This window comes from Bacillus sp. S2(2024), assembly GCF_050474045.1.
In the GTDB taxonomy this organism is placed as follows: Bacteria; Bacillota; Bacilli; order Bacillales; family Bacillaceae_G; genus Bacillus_A; species Bacillus_A yunxiaonensis.
Genome location: NZ_JBFLUS010000003.1, coordinates 907,537 through 930,257, shown reverse-complemented (window position 1 = coordinate 930,257; position 22,721 = coordinate 907,537). Strand labels below are relative to the sequence as shown.

At 33.0% G+C, this 22,721-nt stretch carries 21 protein-coding genes, 1 tRNA gene and 1 pseudogene; 7 read left to right on the top strand and 16 right to left on the bottom strand.

Annotated elements, in window-relative coordinates; all coding sequences use genetic code 11:
- Nucleotides 1–191 precede the first annotated feature (191 nt).
- Nucleotides 192–2,579 carry an immune inhibitor A domain-containing protein gene (locus AB1284_RS04705; protein WP_429751250.1) on the bottom strand — a complete coding sequence of 796 codons (2,388 nt, stop codon included), beginning with the start codon at nt 2,577–2,579 and terminating at the stop codon, nt 192–194.
- Nucleotides 2,580–2,933: 354 nt separating this feature from the next.
- Here AB1284_RS04705 and AB1284_RS04700 point away from each other — a divergent pair, with 354 nt between their 5' ends.
- A complete protein-coding gene (locus tag AB1284_RS04700) occupies nt 2,934–3,059 on the top strand; it encodes an anti-repressor SinI family protein (RefSeq protein ID WP_429751252.1) in 126 nt (41 codons plus the stop codon).
- Between the two features lie 84 nt (nt 3,060–3,143).
- Nucleotides 3,144–3,467, top strand: a complete 324-nt coding sequence (locus tag AB1284_RS04695; protein ID WP_429751253.1) for a helix-turn-helix domain-containing protein — start codon at nt 3,144–3,146, stop codon at nt 3,465–3,467.
- 88 nt (nt 3,468–3,555) lie between these two features.
- On the opposite strand, the gene calY is transcribed toward AB1284_RS04695, so the two are convergent.
- The 7 genes from calY to AB1284_RS04660 all read right to left on the bottom strand — a co-directional run bounded on the left by calY (nt 3,556) and on the right by AB1284_RS04660 (nt 9,452).
- Nucleotides 3,556–4,149: a biofilm matrix protein CalY gene (gene calY / locus AB1284_RS04690; RefSeq protein ID WP_429751255.1), complete on the bottom strand. Its 594-nt coding sequence runs from the start codon at nt 4,147–4,149 to the stop codon at nt 3,556–3,558.
- A gap of 429 nt (nt 4,150–4,578) precedes the next feature.
- Complete coding sequence (locus AB1284_RS04685; RefSeq protein WP_429761867.1) at nt 4,579–4,974, bottom strand: TasA family protein; 396 nt, start codon at nt 4,972–4,974, stop codon at nt 4,579–4,581.
- A gap of 55 nt (nt 4,975–5,029) precedes the next feature.
- Nucleotides 5,030–5,788: a DUF4047 domain-containing protein gene (locus tag AB1284_RS04680; protein WP_429751256.1), complete on the bottom strand. Its 759-nt coding sequence runs from the start codon at nt 5,786–5,788 to the stop codon at nt 5,030–5,032.
- A 275-nt stretch (nt 5,789–6,063) separates the two neighbouring features.
- A complete protein-coding gene (locus AB1284_RS04675; protein WP_429751258.1) occupies nt 6,064–6,651 on the bottom strand; it encodes a TasA family protein in 588 nt (195 codons plus the stop codon).
- A gap of 462 nt (nt 6,652–7,113) precedes the next feature.
- A complete protein-coding gene (sipW, locus tag AB1284_RS04670; protein ID WP_429751260.1) occupies nt 7,114–7,689 on the bottom strand; it encodes a signal peptidase I SipW in 576 nt (191 codons plus the stop codon).
- Nucleotides 7,690–7,834: 145 nt separating this feature from the next.
- The gene (locus tag AB1284_RS04665) at nt 7,835–9,070 is read right to left on the bottom strand and encodes a D-alanyl-D-alanine carboxypeptidase family protein (protein WP_429751262.1); all 1,236 of its coding nucleotides are present in this window, start codon (nt 9,068–9,070) and stop codon (nt 7,835–7,837) included.
- Nucleotides 9,071–9,224: 154 nt separating this feature from the next.
- A complete protein-coding gene (locus tag AB1284_RS04660) occupies nt 9,225–9,452 on the bottom strand; it encodes a hypothetical protein (protein ID WP_429751264.1) in 228 nt (75 codons plus the stop codon).
- Nucleotides 9,453–9,651: 199 nt separating this feature from the next.
- Here AB1284_RS04660 and AB1284_RS04655 point away from each other — a divergent pair.
- Nucleotides 9,652–9,724, top strand: a tRNA-Val gene (locus AB1284_RS04655).
- A gap of 280 nt (nt 9,725–10,004) precedes the next feature.
- Here AB1284_RS04655 and AB1284_RS04650 read toward each other — a convergent pair.
- From AB1284_RS04650 to AB1284_RS04630, 5 genes are read right to left on the bottom strand one after another with little or no spacing between them, the layout of a single operon-like run.
- The gene (locus AB1284_RS04650) at nt 10,005–10,283 is read right to left on the bottom strand and encodes an aldehyde dehydrogenase (protein WP_429751266.1); all 279 of its coding nucleotides are present in this window, start codon (nt 10,281–10,283) and stop codon (nt 10,005–10,007) included.
- Between the two features lie 44 nt (nt 10,284–10,327).
- Nucleotides 10,328–10,696 carry a hypothetical protein gene (locus AB1284_RS04645; RefSeq protein ID WP_429751268.1) on the bottom strand — a complete coding sequence of 123 codons (369 nt, stop codon included), beginning with the start codon at nt 10,694–10,696 and terminating at the stop codon, nt 10,328–10,330.
- 25 nt (nt 10,697–10,721) lie between these two features.
- A complete protein-coding gene (locus tag AB1284_RS04640; protein ID WP_429751269.1) occupies nt 10,722–11,831 on the bottom strand; it encodes a tyrosine-type recombinase/integrase in 1,110 nt (369 codons plus the stop codon).
- Entirely contained in the window at nt 11,832–12,029 is a 198-nt protein-coding gene (locus tag AB1284_RS04635) for a helix-turn-helix domain-containing protein (RefSeq protein WP_327922114.1), read from the bottom strand. It lies immediately after the preceding gene.
- Nucleotides 12,030–12,043: 14 nt separating this feature from the next.
- Nucleotides 12,044–13,120, bottom strand: a complete 1,077-nt coding sequence (locus AB1284_RS04630) for a replication initiation factor (RefSeq protein WP_429751271.1) — start codon at nt 13,118–13,120, stop codon at nt 12,044–12,046.
- Between the two features lie 567 nt (nt 13,121–13,687).
- Here AB1284_RS04630 and AB1284_RS04625 point away from each other — a divergent pair.
- On the top strand, nt 13,688–14,137 hold the full coding sequence (locus AB1284_RS04625) for a helix-turn-helix domain-containing protein (protein WP_429751273.1): 450 nt from the start codon (nt 13,688–13,690) through the stop codon (nt 14,135–14,137).
- A gap of 145 nt (nt 14,138–14,282) precedes the next feature.
- Here AB1284_RS04625 and AB1284_RS04620 read toward each other — a convergent pair whose 3' ends face one another.
- Entirely contained in the window at nt 14,283–16,424 is a 2,142-nt protein-coding gene (locus tag AB1284_RS04620) for an AAA family ATPase (protein ID WP_429751274.1), read from the bottom strand.
- Between the two features lie 659 nt (nt 16,425–17,083).
- Nucleotides 17,084–17,260, bottom strand: a pseudogene (locus AB1284_RS04615) (DUF4180 domain-containing protein); the annotation flags it as partial.
- A gap of 513 nt (nt 17,261–17,773) precedes the next feature.
- Here AB1284_RS04615 and AB1284_RS04610 point away from each other — a divergent pair.
- Entirely contained in the window at nt 17,774–18,163 is a 390-nt protein-coding gene (locus tag AB1284_RS04610; protein ID WP_429751276.1) for a DUF1259 domain-containing protein, read from the top strand.
- 352 nt (nt 18,164–18,515) lie between these two features.
- On the opposite strand, the gene AB1284_RS04605 is transcribed toward AB1284_RS04610, so the two are convergent.
- Nucleotides 18,516–19,952, bottom strand: a complete 1,437-nt coding sequence (locus tag AB1284_RS04605) for a glycoside hydrolase family 1 protein (protein WP_429751277.1) — start codon at nt 19,950–19,952, stop codon at nt 18,516–18,518.
- Between the two features lie 190 nt (nt 19,953–20,142).
- Here AB1284_RS04605 and AB1284_RS04600 point away from each other — a divergent pair, with 190 nt between their 5' ends.
- Together AB1284_RS04600 and AB1284_RS04595 are read left to right on the top strand one after the other, a co-directional pair.
- Nucleotides 20,143–21,591 carry an RNA-guided endonuclease InsQ/TnpB family protein gene (locus AB1284_RS04600; protein WP_429751279.1) on the top strand — a complete coding sequence of 483 codons (1,449 nt, stop codon included), beginning with the start codon at nt 20,143–20,145 and terminating at the stop codon, nt 21,589–21,591.
- A 291-nt stretch (nt 21,592–21,882) separates the two neighbouring features.
- Nucleotides 21,883–22,608: a MurR/RpiR family transcriptional regulator gene (locus AB1284_RS04595; protein ID WP_429751281.1), complete on the top strand. Its 726-nt coding sequence runs from the start codon at nt 21,883–21,885 to the stop codon at nt 22,606–22,608.
- Nucleotides 22,609–22,721: the final 113 nt, after the last annotated feature.

Genomic DNA, 22,721 nt, shown 5'->3' with positions numbered 1-22,721 from the left:
CAATCGGGCTTTTACGGGCAGTTATTCCCCACTTATCTTCTTCACCGCTCTCAATCTTGAGGTGGGTCCGCGAATAGCAAGATAAAACAATATGTAAAATTTTATTATATATTACTTTACGAATAACTTAAAATATATTTACCCATTAAAAAAGCTATTGAAAGGAATTCCTTTCAACAGCTTCTACATGATTAGCGGTATAAACGAATTGCACCTGCAGAGTTATCGTCTGCTTGTCCAACTACTTCAAACTTCAATCCAAGCTGAGGTAATTTACGTCCTGCATCTGGAAGTAACGTGTTCATATACGATTTAGAATCATCAAACTTCGTTACGCCTGGTAACCCTTTGTAATCAAATGTTCCGCGTGTTGGAGATACAACTTTCCAAGCCGGTGTTTGATTAAATGAGAACGCAGCGTCTGCAATTTGGTATCGTGTGCTATTCGCAACACTTGGTTTACCGTTTAATGTTCCAACAATTGCTTCTGGATGAGAGTCAACAACACCAAGGAATCCTTCACCTGGGTGAATACCAACCCAGTTATCTGTAAAGCTAGTGTCTGCATACCATACAACAAGTCCTGTATTATATACTGGACCACGGCCATATTTTAACGCTTCATCCGCACCAGCATAGTTTCTCCACTCTAAATAGTAGTTATGTTTCTTCTTATCAAAACCATTCGATACAACGAAACCGTTTAATTTAAATTGTGGTGTACCTTCTGCATCATCAGAGAATACAACTTTTCCATCCACAGTTAATGTAGCATTATCTAACGTAAAGCCGTTTGGAGCTAAACCACCATCTGTAATATATTCGAATACTAATTTTACTTTTTTACCTTTGAATTGGCTTAAATCATATGACTTATCTACCCAATTCCCCTCAGTTGTGTCTAGACCATTTTTAACATTCTTTTCACCAATTCTATCGACTAAAGTCTTTGTACCGTCTTCTGTAACGGCATGTACTTCAAGGAAATCATAACCAGCTTCAATTTCATACAATGATTTGTAATCAAATTTTGCATTTGTTGCATTTGTTAAATCAAACACAGGTGTTTCTAATGTTGTATGAAGATCATCGCCTTTTGTACTATAGTAGTATTTTTGGCCAAATGCAGGCTGAATACCTTTTACATCTTTATCTGGCAAGTTAACACGAATCAGGCCAGGACGAGCTGATTTCGTTACACTTTGATCTAAGAATGTCGCAAAACCAATACCTTTATTTAACTTATCATAATCTACTTCAACGATATTTGCCCAGTTACCGCCAATGTTCTTTTGAAAGAACTCTTTGTTTTGCGGTGAGAAACTTGTTGGTGCTGTGCCTGCAATGTTACCAGCCCAGCTGCCGCCACTCATAATAGACCAAGCTTGAATTGGCTCACCTGCACCAGTATATTGTGTATCATACTCATCAGGAAGACCTAAATCATGACCATATTCATGTGCGAATACACCAACTGCTCCGTCTTCCGGCTCGATTGTGTAATCGTATGCAGCCATTTTACCGCCCCAGTTATTAACTTTTGCTTTTGTACCATCAATTGGATATACTTTTCCAAGGTTCCAGCGATGTGACCAAATTGCATCGTCACCTAATTTCCCCCCACCTGCTTCTTGACCAACTCCAGCATGAATAATCATTAAATGATCAATCAGACCATCTGGCTCATTTTGATTTCCGTCTCCATTTAAATCGTATTGATCGAATTGATCGAATTGAGATAAGTCAATACCGCTATCTACAGCTGCTTTTAATGCATCTTTTACAAGATCGCGTGGTCCTTTTGGTCCTTTATTATCATGACCGCCAGTTGCAGCATCTGCCCCATAATCTGCCGCTTTACCTGGAACTGTTAACCATTTCGTTACTGTTCCATCTACTGTATAACTGCCGCCTGATTGCTCTTCATAGTACTTCTTAAATGTTTCAATTTTTGAACCATCGAATAATGTAAACGGTTCATCACCAAATAACATTTTTTGATAATGTTCCTGATTAAAATCATTTGCATACATATAACCAGGTTCTTGATCAATGTTGTTATGCTTAAAGTCAGCATATTCTACAAGTAATACAAGAACTTTATCTTTGCGAACAGGTCCATTATATTCTTTTTGTTTTGCTGAAGTAGTTGGTACTTTACCGTTTGGTCCCGCTTTACCAACAGCTTGTCCAGCTACCGGACCGCCGACATGTCCATTTGCCTTTTCTTTTGTATCAGCCTTTGCATCTTTAACTTTTTTCATAAAATCAGAGGCTTCTTTCGTAACACTATCCCCCGCTGCTGGTTCTTTTCCAGGTTTTTCACCCTTCTTTTTCTCTACATAATTTTCAACAGCTTTTAACGTGTCTGCTTTCGACGCCGATTCACTAATTACGCCACGCTTCGTTAATGCATCAGCCAATCTGTCCTCTGGAATTAAATGATCGTCGATTGGACTAGAAGTTATTACATTAGACGGTGTTGCCGCATAAGCAGATTGGCTTCCAAAACCAAATGTGCAACTAAACACAGCTGCCGCCGCAAGCGTAGACAGCACCTTAAAAGGCTTTTTCTTCATCCCTATTTCCTCCCTAAAATCAATTATGATTCAATATTTAGATAATATTAAATATTCCGTCTATTTACAATATATTGTCTTAATTTGTAATATTTTTGAAAAAATCCCTCATTCCAGATACATTTATATACGGATTTATCTATATTTTTAGAAAATATTGATAAATATTGATAAACCTATTAAAATCTCTATATAGAATTGCAAATTCTAAGTTTAATTTCATTAATTTTCAAAATATACATAAATTTTACATTTTCTTAACAGAATTATAGCTTTTAATATTATAATAGTGTTTATGCAATTGTTTATGTTTATATCCTTATATAAATAGAAAATGTTAAGGGGGAATTGTGTTTGCAAACAAATGAAAACGAAATACTAGATCAAGAGTGGATCGATTTACTGGTGGAGGCCTTAGATATGAATATTAATATCCAGGAAATCGTGAATTTTTTGAAACATGCAAATCAAAGATCATAATCATTATTGTTCTTTTTAAAGAAAAATGTGTTATAATAAATTACATCTTAAGTCGACTACATACAGTAAGAAAGGTGCGCTAACATGATTGGAGAACGTATAAAACGACTGCGATTACAAAGAGGTATTTCCTTAACAGAACTTGCTGAAAAAGCAGGCGTTGCAAAGTCATATATTAGCTCTATCGAACGGAACTTACAAAAAAACCCTTCAATTCAATTTCTCGAAAAAATCTCAAATGTTCTGCATGTTCCTGTTGATATACTTCTTCATGATAAGCCAACAGAAGAATCTGCAATGGACTCAGAGTGGATAAACCTTGTTAAAGAAGCTATGCATTCTGGTGTTTCAAAAGAACAATTCCGCGAATTTTTAGAGTTTAATAAGTGGAAACAAAAACAAAAATAGTGTACGGTGAAAAGAGTGCCTTCTATGAAGGGGCTCTTTTATTTGCATAACAAAAGCGGGGAAGATCTCCCCGCTTTTGTTATATTACTTACTTCTCTTCACCATTAGTTTGTGAAGCATTAAATGTCCATTCTAAATTTAATTTATCACCTTGGAAGATATTTTGATCTTGTCCATTATCTACGAGCTCAAATTGTACCCATAAGTAATCTTCGCTACCTGCCGCAAGGCCACCTTCTTTACTCCACTCTGGTGCAAATACATCTTTTGCCACTAAATCTGGGTCTAATTTTTGTAACTCAGCTAACGTTGTTTCATAGACTGGTTCGCTTTGTGTATTCCAATTCCAGATAAACTTTACTTTAATGTGCTCACCAAGATCTTTACCATTGTTATCGCCTTTTGCATCTTCTACTGTATATTTAGTTGCTAACTTTACATCTTTAATCGCTAATGAACCTTTATTTTGTAATACAAATTCTTTTCTCGCGTAATCGCCTGGTTTTAAGTTGTTAATATCAATGATTGTTTTTGGATTAAGAGAAAGATCTAACGTACCTGCTGCAAATGTATTATTTGATACCTCTTTATCGCTAAAGAATGCAAATGTTCCTCCACCGATTAAAGATAACCCTAATGCTGCTGATGCTACTCCCATCCCTAACTTTTTCTTAAGACCCATTCTAATTTCCCCCAATTTTCTTTTTATAGTTAACCCTTATGTAGATAAGAGATGTAACTAGTAGAATAATTGCTTCATTGCGACATGATTTTTGTAAATATACTTCCTCTTTCTCTCTATGTATGTTCTTTAATAAGACTACTCTAGTTCATTATAAAGAACAACGAGCGCGGAAATAAAATCTCGAAAACTTCCAAATTTTCTGTTTTTATTTTATTTTCTCCTGTTTTCCATTCCTTTTCGCTATTTTTCTTAGAAATTCTCTTTTTTTCATGCATATATAATATTTCCTACAATAAAGGTTAAGGCACTTCTTATTTAATATAGCAAATAAGAGGTGCCTTAACCTTTCTCTTTATGATCGTTTCTCCCGCTTTTGGTATACAAATACCCCAATAAGCATCATTCCGATCCCAATTAAAATTGTATTCATATAATCAACGCCCGAACGCCCGTACGTGGTAACATTCCATAATTCATATTTGAATTTGGCGGGTTTTCTGATAAATTGCCTGTACCAGCCCCACCATGTGTCGTCGTTTCCAAAGCTTCATTACTAAATTTGTCCCGCTTCCATATGAATTTTACTTTAATATACTTACCAAAAACATCAGTGTTATCTTTTTTTGCATTAATAACCTTATAATCTGTTAATAATTTAACAGTTTTAATATCTAATGAACCATCATTCTTTAATAAGAAATATCTCACCATTGTATCGCCAAGCTTAATGTTGTCAACGTTAATAATTGTCTTTAGATCAACATTAAGATCTAAGGTACCTGACTTTTTCTTAAAACCCTTTCCAGATTCACCCTGAAATATATTTTTTATGTTAACCTCTACTTATATGCAGAAGATATAACCAAAGTATACATTACTACTTTGTTTCTAAAGTAGTTGATGCTTCTTGTTCACTTTTCTCGGGCTGTGTAGGTACTTGATTATCTGATGGGGTTTGTATTATAGGCTGATCTGCATTTTCCTTATTTTCCTGTTTGTTCTCTTCTTGTTTTGGAGGTTGTTGTTCTTGCTGAGAAGAAGTTGGAGATTCTGTAGGTTGTTGTTTCTGTGCTTTGTTTGCTGGTTTCGTTTTTTCTTCATCAATTTGTTTTTCTAATGCTTGAATATGTTCATCAATTTTTTGTAAAACCACTTGTTTATCCACATCACTGCAAATATTTTGAATTGTTGTAAACCCGTCTTGCACATATTTGAATACCACTTGTGTGGATTCCTTGTTGTCAGCTTGTACCTCTTCTGCCACTTTGTTGTAATACAATTCAATCTCTGTATAAATGTTTGCCAGTGCCCCTATTTCTGCCTGGATTGCTTCGCGATGCTGTTTCCATGCAGCAAGCACACCTTCTAATTCTGTAACATTTACAGTTGAGTTTTCCCCACTACTTATTACATTGTAATGATTCAAAATAGCTTCTCTATGTTGTCCTGCTTCTTCTGTTAATTTTTCAATAGTTTTTGGAAAAACTGTTGCGGATGATAGAGTTGCTTCTACTGTTTGTTGACTCGCAAAAGATGCTTCTGTATACGTTACTACTTGAGATCCCATATAAAAAGCCATAGAACATATACACGGTAATATGAGCATATTTCTTACTTTCTTTGAGGATTTTTTCATAGTCACATCTCCCATTACGTGCATTTTAATTCTTTATAAAGAACTTATAATCATATTATAGTAAATGGAATAAAAAAAGAAAATATAAATCGAAAGACAAAATATTAAATTCTTACAAAATATTCACGAAATAATTTACATAATACAATCAAAAAAAAGAATAACTTCAACATAAATGACAATCTTACACAAAATAACCACAGAATTTCATATGAATTTTTTGTTCTTTATGAAGAACGAGACTATCTAACAAAGATAGTCTCGTTTCTTTTTTCTTATCTTTCTTCACCAGCATTTTGCTGTGCATCAAATGTCCACTTCAATTGAAGTTTATCACCTTGGAATTCATTTTGCTCCTTACCATTATCAACAAATTCAAATTTCACAGTCAATTGATCAGATTTCCCCGCAGAAATACCTTTCTCATCATAGATCCAAGCAATAAGATCATTATCTACTGCTGTAAGTGTATCATTTTTTAATTTATCTAAAGTTGTTTCTTTCACGACTGTTTCATGTTTGTCCACATTTTTCAAGAAAACAACTTTAATATATTTACCAAAGTCTTCTTTATTGTCTCCCTTTGCATCTGTTACAGTATAATCTGTTTTAAGTAGTACTTTTTTAATATCTAAAGAACCCTTATTTTCCAGTTTAAAATCACGTTTAATTGTATCACCTGGTTTAAGATTGCTTACATCTACAACTGTTGTTGGATTTGCTGCTAAATCAAGCGTACCGGCTGCAAACGTATTGTTCGATACTTCTTTGTCACTAAAGAATGCAAATGTTCCTCCACCGATTAAAGATAACCCTAATGCTGCTGACGCTACTCCCATGCCTAACTTTTTCTTAAGACTCATTCCAGATTCCCCCTAAAATATTTTTATATGTTAACCTCTACGTATGTAGAAGGTATAACCGACGTATGTGTTACTACTTTATTTCTTTAGCAGTTGGTGCTTCTTCTTTACTTTTCTAAGGTTGTGTAGGTACATCTCCCATTACGTGCATTTGTGTTCTTTATAAAGAACATGTAATTACATTATAATGAATAAATCATAAAAAGCAAATATAAATATAAATAAAATATATTACATATTTGTAAATTATTTCTCAACAAAATTTACATAACACAATTGACAAAAAGTATAGTTTCTATATAAATGATATTTTTACACGAAATAACACCAAAACTTACAAAGAACATTTTTGTTCCATATAAAGAAATGAGACTATCTAACAAAGATAGTCTCATTTCTTTTTTCTTATCTTTCTTTACCATTAGTGGGGGATGAAAAACCCCCACTGATGGTAATTTCACTTTATACAGATTCTCCTACATCAGAAGCCTTCCTTTTCTTTTCAGAGTCTATACTACGTATCGCTCCAAAAATGGAAATTGCAGAATAACCTAACAATAAGACACCTGGAATAATTAATAACAATGCTGCTCCCGCTTTAGAGTTTGCATAGTTTAATAAATATCCAACATATGGAACTGTTATATCTGCATATTTTCCAACTACATTTTCAGCAAGAACCGGCTGTAAATCAGGACCATTGTTGTTGTCCCCTTTTGTTTGGTAGGACACTTTTCCATTTACATTTTGCACATCAATAATACGGTGAGTAATCAGCTTGTTGTCTTTTTCTTTAAACGTGATAACATCGCCTTTTTTATATTTTGAACCATCTTTTGTTGGCTCAATTGCGATAATAGATCCTGTTAAAAACGTAGGTTCCATCGATCCTGATAATACTGTCTTAAACTGGTATCCCATTACTGTTGGATCGCCGCCACTTGCCTTTGATGAAATAACAACAAACGCTAAACAAACCATAATAGCGAATAAAGCAAAAGAAATAATATTACTAATAATTTTCCAAACTAATTTCATGTGTCTCTTTCCTTTCCTTAGTCTCTATGTATACAAAAGGTGAAAATATTTTAATTAAACGTTCTTTTAAGAGAACTTATCTTTATATTATAACGAACAATAAAGAACCGCAATAAAAAAATAGGCAAAATTTATTTGCCTATTTCTACTGCGACAATACTTGCTTTTTTTTACGCTTCCATAGAAATACTCCAATACTAATGATTGCAAGAATACCTGCACCAATTCCAGCCATAAGTACATATGAAGGAGTTGAATTTGTTATATTACTTTCTTGTGATTTCTCAAATGCAACATCTTCTTTCGAAAGAACCTTTATACTCTCTAACGTTTCATTATTTTTTTTAATATCTACCGTTCCAACAACATCACCGCGGTGAAGACCTGTTTTATATAATTTTTCTTTATCAATAGGATTTTCCTTAAAAACAGCTTGTACATTTTTGGCTTCACCTTGCTTTAATACAAGTTCCACGCTTCGTTCTAATTCACCGTTTACTGACTTATTCAAGTAAGGCATTTCCTTTACCCAATTGTTTTTATCAAGTACTTGTTGTTTTGCAAATTGCGGAAAAGCATAATCAGCAATTTGTTTCATATCTTCGTAAATTTCAGGCTTTTGTGAAGCCATTACAACATTAATAATACGATTTCCATCTTTTTCATTTATTTCTACAAGCGTATTACGAGCTTCATTTGTAAAACCTGTTTTCCCGCCAATACAATATGGATTTTCAAAATATTTTCCTTTATTAAAAATAGAAGCTGTTTGTCTTGACGTTGTAACAGTTGTTCGTTTCGTATTCATTGCCTTTATAATTTCCGGATATTTCATCACACCTCTTGTAATCATTGCCATATCATAAGGTGTTGTATAATGATTTGGATCATGAAGACCATTTGGCGTAACAAAATGACTATCCTTTGCTCCCAGCTGCAGTGCCTTCTCATTCATCATTTTCGCAAAATTTTCCGGATTTCCTGCAATATGCTCTGCAATCGCATATGCCATATCATTTGCACTTAACACCATTAAAATCATAAGTGCAGTATCTCGATCTACTGTCTCTCCTGCTTGAAATTCAATTTGATAATTACTTTTTTCTTCTTCAAGAGCTTTTGGAGAAAATGCAATTTGCTCTCCTGGCTTCGTATGCTCCATCAATAAAATACTTGTCAATACCTTCGTTATACTAGCTGGATAAGCATGCTGATGCGCGTTTTTATCATACAAAACATCCCCTGTCTTCGCATCAACAGAAACCGCATATTGTCCAAACACATTCGGCACTGGTAGAGTTTCTGCATAAAATTTAGCGGGGGCAATAAAAAATAAACTGCTTGCAATAATTAAAGCCAAAATTTTCTTTAAATTATCCATACAACTCTCCTTTTCATCTCCCTTTATATGCACACATGAATTATTTAATAATAATATTTAAATAAAATAATATATATTTTTTACTCACTATCTTTCACTATATCATAATTTTGCAAAAAAACACATGAAAAAACGGCATAAAAAGAAGGAGGAACTATTCCTCCTCATCTCTCTCATCTTCTAATAAATCCATAAAATTTTTAGCAGCTTCCTCTTCTGTTGTCTCATCTGTTATCCCTATAAATGACCAGTTCTTTGATTCTACCCATTTCATAAACTCATCTGAAAATTCCTCATGGGTTATATCTACATCAAGAACTGCTCCATTAATAGCAATCGTTCTATATCTTGGCACATACATTTTAAAATTTTTTCTTACCATACATACCCCTTCATTTATATATTTTTATACGAAATATTATTCATTCGTTTATATAATATATTAATAGAATAGCAAAAAATTAACACGCATTACGCCCTAAAAAGTCTAAAAATTTTAAATAATTACATATATTACTTGATTTTACTATAAGACTAGTATACAATTAATTGCATACTAGTTTATTACATATAAATTTCCTGATCCCGTAGCTCAGCAGGGAGAGCGCCACCTTGACAGGGTGGAGGTCGCTGGTTCGAACCCAGTCGGGATCATATAAAAAACCCCCTTGATAGTCAAGGGAGTTTTTATTTTGTATTTCTCAATTCTAGGGCTATCAAAAACTCTCTGGTCACAAATTGGTCACCCTACCATAAAGGTGTGCATTCACTACCGCGCTTCGCTTGCTCCCCTCTACAAAATGATTTAGGACGTTGTCCTAAATCATTCCGTAAAGGATACAATTCGGATATTTATTCCACGACTTTTGTTCTAAGTTATAATCCTTTTATTTTTACATTACGTTATTATGTTGTTAATTCTAATACTCATTTATCATTTTTGTTTTTTTAATTCAATCTCTTTCCAACCATTAAACTCATGATAAAAAAGTTCAGGACTATATGCTCTAAGATCATACATAGATTTAGCATCTAAACGTTTATATAAATCCAAATGAAACCAATCATATTTCTTCTTAACAGGATATAAAGGATATCCCATAATAAAAGCAAATTCTTCCCAATCAATTAAATTATTTTTATTACCACAACACATTTTTACATCTTCACGTCTATAAACACTCTCACACTTCGTACAATAGCAATAAGACATCAATAATCTCCTTCTAATGCTTTTGTTCAATCGTCGTTTTATTCTTAAATAAACTCTTGAAAAGCCGGATTAGATTCCCATTTCTGATCACTTGCTAATTCTATGAAGTAGCTTATTACTTCCATATTACTTTTATTGCGCAAGAATCCAATAGAATCATTATCCTTCAACAATTCAGCAATTGAATTAAGTAAAAGAAAAGCGATTTTTTCATTAATTAAAAAGTCTTCTGTATCTTTTTGAATAAACCCTACAGGCAACTCATCGATCAAAAGTTTTATAGCCTTAATATCTGATTGCCATCCTTCATTTCGAATATCATCATCTTGAATAACAACCCTTATATCCTTGTCTTCAATAAAATTAATTGGCGTATTTTGTTTTAATAAATCGTTTAAAATATTTTTCTCCATTCCAAACATCCTCCTGTACAATAACTTAGAATAATAGATCATTTATTTTATTTGCAGTCTCAAGTTGCATACCTGGTAATACATGACTATAAGTATCTAATGTGACACGTATATTCGAATGTCCAAGTCGTTCTGCCACTACTTTAGGATGAATACCTTCTTTTAATAACAAAGTTGCATGCGTATGCCTTAAATCGTGAAATCTAATCTTTGTTACATTTATCTTCTCTATTAAGCTATAAAAAGATCTTAATAAATTTCTAGGTAAACATGGTGTCCCAATACTTGTGCATACAACAAGGTCATAATCTGTATATAAAATTCCTCCTACTCTTTTCTCATTCTCAATAGTCTCTTTATGCTTTACTAAGGAATTTGTCGTTTCATTAGGTAAAGCGATACTTCTTTGTCCAGATTTTGTTTTTGCTCCTGGTATTATTTTGTTCCCTGCATGATTTAAAGTCTGCTTAATTGAAAGTGTATTATTATTAAAATCAATATCTTTCCATCTTAGAGCTAATATCTCACCTTGCCGCATTCCTGTAGTAAGCGCCAAAAGGAATGCTATATAATATCTACTACTTTCTGCTACCTTTAGAAAACTTTTAACCTCTCCTAGATCCCAAACTTTTAATTCACTTTTATATGCTTTAGGCCTATCAACTAAAGAAGCAACATTACGTTTTATTAAACCCCACCTTTCTGCCTTTTTTAGAGAATCATTTATTAAAGAATGTATTTTTTGTACATTCTCCCGTGATAATAAATCATTATTTATAATCTCATTATACAATTTTTGGATATCAATAGGTCTTATTCTAGAAATCTCTATATTTCCTAGGTTAGGAATAATATACTTATCTATTAACCAACTATAAGTTTTAAAAGTAGATTCTTTTATAAGTATTTTCTTATCATCAAGCCAACTATTTAAATAATCTTTATACAACATTTTAGAGGGTTCACTAAATGTACCATCTTTTAAAAGAGCGTGTTCTGCTTCAGTCAGGGCATTTTGTGCTTCTTTTTTTGTTTTAAAGCCTCTCTTCTTTTTTTGCCTTCTCTTTCCGTTGACTTTCCCTAGTTCTAGTACATAATACCAGGTGTTACCATCCTTTTTTACAGAACCAGCCAATTAATTTCCCTCCTTTACATCGCTACCTTCTAACCAGGATATAAAGACCGTCTTTAATACTTTAATTCTTCTTCCTATACGAACTATATGAAAATCTCCAGAGTTAACCAATTCATAAGCTTGTCTTCTTCCAATTCCTAATATTTCTTGGATATGTACAACATCTAATACTGACGGGTATTGTTCTAATGTATTCATAAAATCCTCCTATTTTAGCATGAGTGAGTTGATAGAAAACGCCTATTTCGTTGTATTTTTTCTTGATCAAAAGTAGTATTTTTCTTATTCAACTTTGATTCAGTCCATCTCTTTGCAATCTTAGTAGTAATTTCTAAACTATCATGATTATTTAAAGCTCCAACTGAAATAAGTAGACCGGCAATTTGATCTAATAACTGTTCCGTATTTCCTATCTTTACCTTTTTTCTTATAACAGGAGAGAAAAGTTGATTTAAATCCGCTTTCTGAACAACAGTCCACCTAGGATCTAGCGGCCATCTAGTTTTATTTTTATCTGATAATGGAACCTTAAGGGTTAACCATTCCATTGTTAGATAAGACCAAATATTATTTTCTTTTAGGATAAAATCTTCAATAGAGCTAACTCCAAATTCTTTTAAGCATTTTCTTCTAATTTGAAATTCAACCCTCCATACAGATTTTATTTCATTCCATAAATGTTCTTTCCACAAATCAAAAAACCAAAGTTTTTGAGACTTTTTTACTTCAAGTGTTTTATTATATATACGTGCTAGCAACGGATCACCACGCCCTATTGTAAAACCACTAAATTCACTTCCATTGTAATATTCATCATTTACAAAATGATTTACTTTTCCCCTTGCTCTAGTTACTACTTTCTCCAAATCATATTTAGTAAAAGGAATTTTATCACTATCTACACATATATCAATCCTCGACAATTTTGTATCTTCTATAGAGATTCCAAAACCACTTAACCAATCAAGAAACTCTTTAACTGCTTTTTCAAAGCCAAGTGACCATAAATAAGATGCAAGAAACCGAACTTTAATCGGTGACGTATTTTTTACTTCCTTATCCATAAAGTACATGAGGAAATCATTACACGATACCTTATAAGAATAAAAAGGAATTCCATTTCTATGTACTTTCAAACTTATGCCATTTAGTTCAATTTCATACTCTTTGGAGTCTTCTTGAGCTTTAGATTTTAATAAGGCTAGCATATCTAATGTACTTTTGAGAGATTGAAAATAGTCAAAGACTTCAACCCCAAATTCAACTGTATCAATACCTTTAATAATCAATATATAGTCCTCCTTACCCTAACGTTGTAATTTGAACCCCGCATGTTATATGGTTGCGGGGTTCTTAATCGATGTAACCCATCGGCCTTGATACGGAGCCTCTGCAAGCCCTGCTAGACAGGCTTGCGGCCAGTCCTTTAAGAGTCCTGGCCAACTAACAACAGCCTGGCAGGGCTTACCTCTCCAAATCAAGACCTAACTGATCCTCCACTTCGCTCCCTATCGGTATCGGCTTCGTTTGTACCTAAACTTCGCCGAGTTTCTATAATTCTTTGGACAAGTTTCTTCTCAACTTTTCGTTGAATTATTCATGCTTTTTCTAACTACTTTTAATATTTTTCAACCTTTTCTAAAAAGCTATGTATACCAATACAAAACATCATTTATAACGGAATTCGTTAGTTACACACAAAAAAATATAGACGTAAACATAAAAAATAACGGATTTAGTTAGATTATACTAACGTAATCCGTTATTTTCAACCTTATTTTATATATTTTTTTCAAAATCCGTTAATAATGCTAAAATAAATATAGACATAACAAGGAATGGAGCGAACATTATTTATGAAAGAGAAGGAACTACTTGAAAGGTTTTCAATTGGACCTCAAATTAAATCATTGAGAAAAGAGCGCAAATGGACCCAACAACAACTTGCAAAAAAAGTTAATGTTTCATCTCAAGTAATATCAAACTGGGAAAGAGGATATACAATCCCTACTGCCAAAGATCTTAAAATACTGGCAGAAGAATTTAATGTTGATACAAATATGATTCTTACTGGTCATAGTACTGAGGAACTTTCTAACTATGTTACAGGGACAATGGCAGTTAGTGCGTGGGTTCAAAGTTTTGCAGACACTTATGGATACGAACTAGTAGCCCAATTCTTAAATAATGATTTAAATATTGAAGAACTATTAAATTCCAATGTAAAGCTTACTTTTAATGGACAAGTTCTAACGGATTCCGATAAACAAAAAATCCTTAATCTTATTAAAGTGCTGTATCAATAAAAATCCTCTTAAATATAATATTTTCATATTCAACCACACACCTGAATTTTTTTAAGGCGATTATTACACAAACCAATAATCGCCCTAAATCACATTTTAATTATTATTTTTTCTTATAAAAAGCTATGTAGACCGTCTCTAATACTTAATTATTAGCTTTTCGAATGATCTCTTCCATAATTTGAGTGAAATCAGTAGGCCACTCTTCCTGCGATAGATCATTAATTAAATATCGAACATTCTTTTCATTCTTTTTATAAGTAAGGTTCCCTATATTTTCACAGAACTTAATTAAAAATTTATCTCCTGGTACAACCTCATCTAATTTATTCTCCCAAAGAGCATCAAACTCTTGGACAATGCTATCAATCTCAACCGCTAATTCTAACTCCTTTCTCATTTTAGCTCTTTTTTCATTAAACCATGCTTTTAAACCATCAACATCATCAACAGGATCCTTGGAATTTTTTTCTGGATATATAGCTTTCAAATATTTTTCACGAATATATTTTCTTGATGATTCTATTTTTATATCAGCATAAGTCTTTTTCATTATTTCCTCTATTTCATCTAACCCCCTCTTTTTTGTCTCATCCTTAGCGATAATAAACTTATCCAAAACTACTGGGTTTAAAAATAAATTTTCAATGCACACTCCTGGCCAAAAAACCAAACTACTTTTTTCTGGATGTTGACTAATCTTTCTGTCTTTTTCGTCTTGTGTTTTATAATCTGAATCTAAAATAAAAAATGTTTCTACACCGCTTTTTTCAAAGATCTCTAGTGATTCCGCATTAGCAAAATATTTATATTTTGTCTCACCCTTCATATCAATGCAACCTATTTTAGACAACATATGTGGGTAAAATTTTTGTAAGTATGTATCTACAATTACTTTATCTGTTTTACCTTCTACAAATATCAACATTTTTTTTATCAACAATGCTTGAGCATTATAACCTAATTCACTAATAACTTCATCTAAGCTCTCTGAATCTAATAATTGGATACTATTTTCTTTTTCGTCTTTTCTTTTAATCAAATAAACAGACTTATCATATGTCTCTTCTACAAATGCTGTTGAATGGCTAGTAATAAATACCTGAGCATGTTCTGCTTTTAACTGTAGATATTCACTTAATCTTTGTTGTAATTCAAAATGTAAATGTATTTCTGGTTCTTCAATTAATATACTTTCAGGGTTCAGAAGTTCTATATCTAATATAATCCTAAAAACCTCTCTTATTCCTGTACCATTAAGATTTATCCAGTTATCACCAACATCGATGATTGGCTGTTCGTCCCGATCGAAAAATACATCTATCTCAATGTCCAGTACTCTCTTACACATGTTTCTAAAATTTACCCAAACATCAAAATATTCTTTTCTGTTTTTTAGTGAAAATAGTCTGTGTGCATCTTCCGAAGTTAGCCCTTCTTTTTTTTCAGGTTGAAATATTATATTATGTTTTGTTATTATGTTTTGCCTAATTGTAATATTCTCATTTTGAAAAAGGATACTATAAATTTTAGAAACACCTATATTATTTTCCCACTGTTCTTTTATTGCTTTTTCTAATTCTTTTAACTCTTTAATTAAACCTTGAATATATTGTTCATATAAATCTATATTTCTCTTTAATGTTGATAGAATATCCGCTTGTATATTCTCCATATCAATATTATTAGTTTCTAATAAATACATTGCCCCATTTGATAAATTTAAATTATCTCCTATGTACTTATGAGCATTCATAGTTTCTTCTACTTTTAAATCCATTGTTAAAGATGAGACATACTCATGATCCCTCTTATATTGTTCAAGTGCTGCGTTACAATCTTTAACCTTCCCAATTCGATCTAAAAATTTCCCTACAAACTCACCATAATTCTTGAATATCTTTTTATATGGTTTTATAAACTTTGGAAAGTTCTTATACTCTTTTTCAAGTAAGCTCATAAGCAAATGATAAGTATGAGTTTCTTCCTCGATTTGTATGCATCCTACCCAGGCTACATATTCTTTACCGGAAATATCTAACAATCCGATTAACATCAAATCTTCAGCACTAGTACCATTCATTATATCTTCTTTACTAAATACACCTTTATTATATAGGCTTTGAGATCCTATGGCCTCAAAAAAACAACGTACTGCCCTTAAGTAATTAGACTTACCTATATTATTTTTACCTATAAAAAGGTTTACATCATTCATATCATCTAAAAAAACCTGTTTTACATTACGAAAATTTTGTATATACAAAGACTTTAATTTGATACTCATTTTTTTCTCCCTATCAACTTAATAATTTCAAAATTACTATCTAACAAATAATTCTCATTTCATCTTTACTATATTGTACACATATTAGCACTTATCTTCCAATTTACTTTTAAAATATAGAATAAAACATCACTTATACATTTTACTTCTGACTGGTCACCTAAATGGTCACAAACTAAAAATAATTATAGGACACTACATATCATTAAAAATGAATAATAGATTCCAAAAATTACGCCATATCAAGCAATAGGATACTATTAAACACTTAAGGCGTTTCACTGTTCTATCTTGACAGGGTGGAGGTCGCTGGTTCGAACCCAGTCGGGATCATATAAAAAACCCCCTTGATAGTCAAGGGAGTTTTTATTTTGTATTTCTCAATTCTATGGCCATCAAAAACTCTCTAATCACAAATTGGTTACCCTATTATAAATGATGAGTAAAAATAAAGTTGTTTAATCTTAAGCCTCTAAACACATAGAACATCGTCCAAAAATGAAACGATGTTCTAGAAATAGTCATATATTTTTCGTCACCTAGTATTCATTTTTCTTAAAACAAACAATAATAAAGCTATTGTTTGTTTTAACTAGTTAGCCTGGAATACCTCTTACTTTACTCTGTACATTCTAAGCTTAATATTACCTTTCCATTTTCTACTTCAACGTGCTTAACTTTTCAATTGCTTGTTGTTCGGTTGGTAAGTAAAAGATATCGTTTCCATTGTTACATTCATAGATGAAATCTTTTAAGCTTTGACTTGAATACACAGAAAAATTCCCAATTATTGCGACCTTCACTCGATAATTGATGAACTTCTGAAGAGTTTCGCCCCTTTTACCTATTTCTTTATCTATCGAGGGAACTATATATATTTATTAAAAAAGACCACCAATAATGATGGTCTATCTTATAGAACTCAAGCACTCGATAGTTTAATTACCAGGCACCACGATACGTCCTGTCAGTTCAGTTTTTTTATTATTGGTCATAACATTCCTCCTCATTTCAAAATTCCGTTTCCTTAAAGGGTTAAGATTTTTTTCACAATGAATAATATGAAATAAAATTAGGAGTTATTAGTGAATGTTCCGAAAATAAAGCACTTATGTTATATTCCTATTTCAATAAACCTGGCCCGTTGCTTTAAGGTCAACTCACACCATTACAACTGCTTGCTTAATAAATTCACGCTTTCTCTATTGCAACTGCCTGTACAACTTTATTTGAATTTTAATAAGATATTATGAAAGATTTATATTTTTATAGGAGTTAACGTAGTTCGCAACAAGAAAGAGGAAAGTTGTAAAAAGACAAAATGCAGTGTAAGGAAGGTGAAAAATAAAATGATGAACAATGAAGAAACACTTTGTCGTAAGTTTGCAAAAATTATAGGCGGTCAATCAGGATTTGCGGGCGGAAAGTGTGTAGCTACAATATCTCGAGATGAAATAAACGCAACGATTTTAGGAAAGAGATTTGGGGTGACTTCTTCTTTCTCATTCGAATCAATAGATAATTCAAGCGGCGAAGCTTTATGTTTAGGAAGAGTAGCCCTTTTACAAAATGAAGTGGAGCCATTTATTACTGTAATTCGCGCTCAGGAAATAATAGTTTCGTCTATCCACAATGAATGGTTGTTCGATAATCCACGTTTGATTTATGTCAATATCGAATCTGTTGAAGAACCATTGATTTTTGCACGAAAAGTCAAAAGAGCGTTAAAAGCTATTTGACCATAATCTTTGCACCAATTAAAGGAACCTCATTCTCTTTTCGTATGATGTAAGACCATAGGCGCCTTACAAGTTAGATAAAATAAAATTCAGAGAGAATAAGATTACTTATTCTCTCCTTCTAAAAATTAATTCTCTTTTTTATATTCTAAAATTAAATTTTTGGCTTCGATAAATCCTGCTTGAGAAGTTACCCCTGATAATAATCCTCCAAAGCCTCTGTTTTAAATTCGTATTTTGTAACAAAGCCCCATAAAATCTTACGCACAGCATTAACACCTGTTGTCATTTGAATATAGGGAGTAGCTCTCAACAAAAGTATTTCCTTTGTAAAAAGAAAATTAATAGATTTTTATAACCTTTCCCCATTTGTTGCAATTACATCTTGATACCAGAAAAAGGACTTCTTCTTTTTCCGTTCTAATGTTCCGCTGCCATCGTCATGTTTGTCAACATAGATGAAGCCGTTACGTTTGGAGAACTCACCCGTTGACATACTTACCATATCGATACAGCCCCAGCTTGTATAGCCTATTAATTCAACACCATCTTCAATGGCTTCACCCATTGCTTTTATGTGTTCACGAAGGTAGTCAATTCGATAGTCATCATTGATCGTGCCATCTTCTTCTATTTTGTCATAGGCTCCTAATCCATTTTCTACAACAAATAGCGGCTTCTGATAGCGATCATATAATTTGTTTAGGCTAATACGTAATCCTACGGGGTCAATTTCCCAACCCCAATCGCTTGCTTTTAAGAACGGATTTCTTATGCCGCCAATAATATTCCCTTGCGCCTCTTCCGCATCTGTCTTCATTTTTTTCTCAGTGCGGGACATGTAATAACTAAAGCCAATATAATCAACGGTTCCTTCCTTTATTAATTCTAAGTCACCATCTTGAATCTCCAATTCGATATTGTGTTCTTTAAAGTATCTCTTCATGAAAGCTGGATACTCACCCCGTACTTGCACATCTGCACAATAGTAATTGAAAAGCTGTTCTTCTTGAAGGGCGTACATTACATTTTCCGGATTGGAATCAAAGGCATATACAGGCGCAAAGAGAATCATACAACCAATTTTAGAGTTAGGAATGATTTCATGGCATGCTTTGACCGCAATGGAGCTTGCGACAAATTGATGATGGTATGCCTGGAAGGTAGGCTGGTATTTATCCTCTTCTTTTTGAATTGAAAAACCAAGTCCTTGAATCGGCATCACCAAGCTGCTGTTGATCTCATTAAAGGTCATCCAAAACTTTACTTTATTTTTATAGCGATTGAAAATAGCTTTTACATATCTTTCAAAGAATGTTATCACTTGACGGTTTCTCCAACCACCATATTCTTTTACTAAATGCAGAGGCATTTCATAGTGAGAAATGGTTACAACCGGTTCAATACCGTATTTATGCAATTCATCAAAAACACGATCGTAAAAAGCCAATCCTTCTTCATTTGCCTCTAACTCATCGCCGTTTGGAAAAATTCGTGTCCAGGCAATCGACATACGGAATGCCTTGAAACCCATTTCCGCAAACAATGCAATATCTTCTTTATACCGATGATAAAAGTCAATCGCTTCATGATTTGGATAGTAATATCGATCACCATAGATTTCAAAATCAAAACCTGGATTCGTTAATATTTTATACCGCTCGTTTCCACCTGGAAGGACATCAGCAATATTTAGTCCTTTATTCCCTTCACTAAACCCGCCTTCTATTTGATTAGCTGCAGTAGCTCCTCCCCATAAAAAATCTTGAGGGAATTGATATGTTTTCATTTGGATTACCTCCAGAAATTTATCGAAAAATTGGCAAGAAAGCTCCATCTTCAAAATACACAGGGCATAGCCCAGTTTAAGGTGGAGATCAATTGCCATCGCATTTATAAAAATATTTTCGTAGCATGGCGAATATATGTTCTTTTTGACTGTTTTGTAGTATCATGAAGGAAAGAAGGAGGTGAACATGATGACAAAGGAAAAAGAATATGCAACCTATCAAATTTGGATCAAGAAAGGTCATAAGTTATACTCTTACTTCCTAGAGATGTGTCAAAACGCAAAAAATCTCTACAATACAACAAACTTCTATATTCGCCAAGTATATACGGCCTTACGTACTGATAAGCCATTACAGCCACTTCAACAAGAAGTTCTTCATACATTACAAGCACATATTGAAACCATGAATGAAAATCAACTTCATGCGTATCAAAAACGTGTGCAAAAGCAAAAAGAAAAGCCTGTTAAAGAACAGAAAGACATAAAATGTAACTTGTTTACATTACCGACAAAAGAGAAATCGTTTCTATCCTATAACTTTCTAGATTGTTTGTTTAAAACAATGAAACAACAAGATTATATGAACTTGCCAGCACAAACGAATCAAGCGGTCATGAAAAAACTCTATCAAAACTGGAAATCATTCTTTGCTTCCATCAAGACATACAAGAAACGTCCTTCTACTTTTACAGGTAAACCTCGCATTCCCAAATACATTAAATCATCTATAAAAGAAATTGTATTCACGAATCAAGTATGTAAACTCCAAGATAAATACATTCGTTTTCCAAAAACAAGTATAAAGTTAAATATCGGTAAATTGTTCGTGCATATCGAAAATCTAAAAGAGGTACGCGTTTCTCCTTCTTACGGGAAGTTTAAAGTTGAAATTGTGACAGAACACTCTAAGCCAGCGCCTAAGCATGTCGCCAATAATTGTTATATGAGTATTGACTTAGGGATCAATAACATTGCAACTATCACAACGAATACAGGGGCTATTCCTGTATTAGTAAAGGGCAATGTAAAAAGCATCAATCAATACTACAACAAACAAAAGGCTCATTTACTAGGGATTCTTCGTCAAGGAAAAGAACCAAAAGAAGGACCACACACATCAAAGCGTTTAGATAGGCTTCATGAGAAACGGTTTCTCAAGATAAAAGATTTCTTTCACAAAATTAGTTACCACATTGTTCATTTCGCAGTTCAACATGAGATCTCTATGATTGTGATTGGGAAAAATACATCATGGAAACAAAACAGTGAGATGGGAAAACAACAGAATCAATCCTTTTGCCATATCCCACACAATCTACTCATTGAAATGATCACCTATAAAGCAAAACGAAAAGGTATTATTGTACAAGTCGTGGAAGAATCGTATACAAGCAAGGCATCTTTTCTAGATAATGATGTTATCCCCACTTACGGTGAAGAAAATATTCCTATATTCAGTGGAAAACGTATCAAACGTGGCTTGTATCGCACGAAAGAGAATCTTCTACTAAACGCAGATGTGAACGGCTCATATAACATCTTAAAAAAAGCAGTTCCAAAGGCGTTTGCCGATGGAATAGAGGAGTTGTGCCATCAGGCAGCCGTGTCAACTCCACTCGTGTTAAGCATCCCTTGAAGGTGATACACGAGAAACCCCCACTTCAAGATCCGAAGGAGATAAGTGGCGGGAGTTTTCATGCCATCATTATTTTTGTTTAAAATTCTCTTCCTTATAAGCAACTACAAAAAAATCATAACTGCGTTTAACAGGATAGTAAATGAATGAAGAGTATCTAGTTTTTTATAACGGAAAAAGTGACGTGTTACATAAATGTAACACTATGTTTCATACGGAAAAGTTGTGTTAGAATGTAGTTATTATTTTTGCAGGCTACAATACTTTTTTACTGAAGGAGAAACTGGATCCATGTTTTCACACGACATAATCGCTTCTTTTAATGAATTAGAAACTTCTTTATACAACTATATTTGTCAAAACGGTGATAAAGTGGCGTATATGCGAATTCGCGAACTAGCAGATGAAACCCATGTATCAACAGCTACAATTTTACATTTTTGCAGGAAACTACATTGTGAGGGGTTTTCCGAATTTAAAGTAAAGCTTAAAATGCACTTAAAAGAAAATAAAAAAACGGTGATAAAAAGTTCCCAACAATCGATAATAGAATTTTTTGAGCGAACATTAAAAGGTGACTTAGAAGAAAAAATTAAAGAAGCTGCAAGTCTCGTTATCAAAGCAGATAACGTTATTTTTATTGGGATCGGCAGCTCGGGTATTCTTGCTGAGTATGGTGCAAGATACTTCTCAAGCTTAGGTAAATTTTCGCTATATATTAAAGATCCTCACTTTCCGATTCACTCCAAACTCCGCAATAATAGCGTAACGATTGCTTTATCTGTCTCAGGAGAAAATCATTTTACCGTCACTCATCTTAACCAACTTAAACAAGAAGGAAGTAAAATCATTAGTATTACAAATAATACACTCTCAACCATTGCAAAAATCTCTGATATAAACATTCCCTATTATGTAACAGAGGAATTTTCCGAGGAATCTAATATTACTACGCAAGTACCTGTTGTTTATATTTTAGAATCTATGGCTCGGGAAATACACAAACTTAATCAATAAGCTGATTACTTCTACACCCATAGCATGTGAATAACGGTTTCTTTAACTATTATCGAATTTTCAATATAAAAAGACAGGAGCTTGTTGCTCACTGTCTTTTATTTATGAACTAT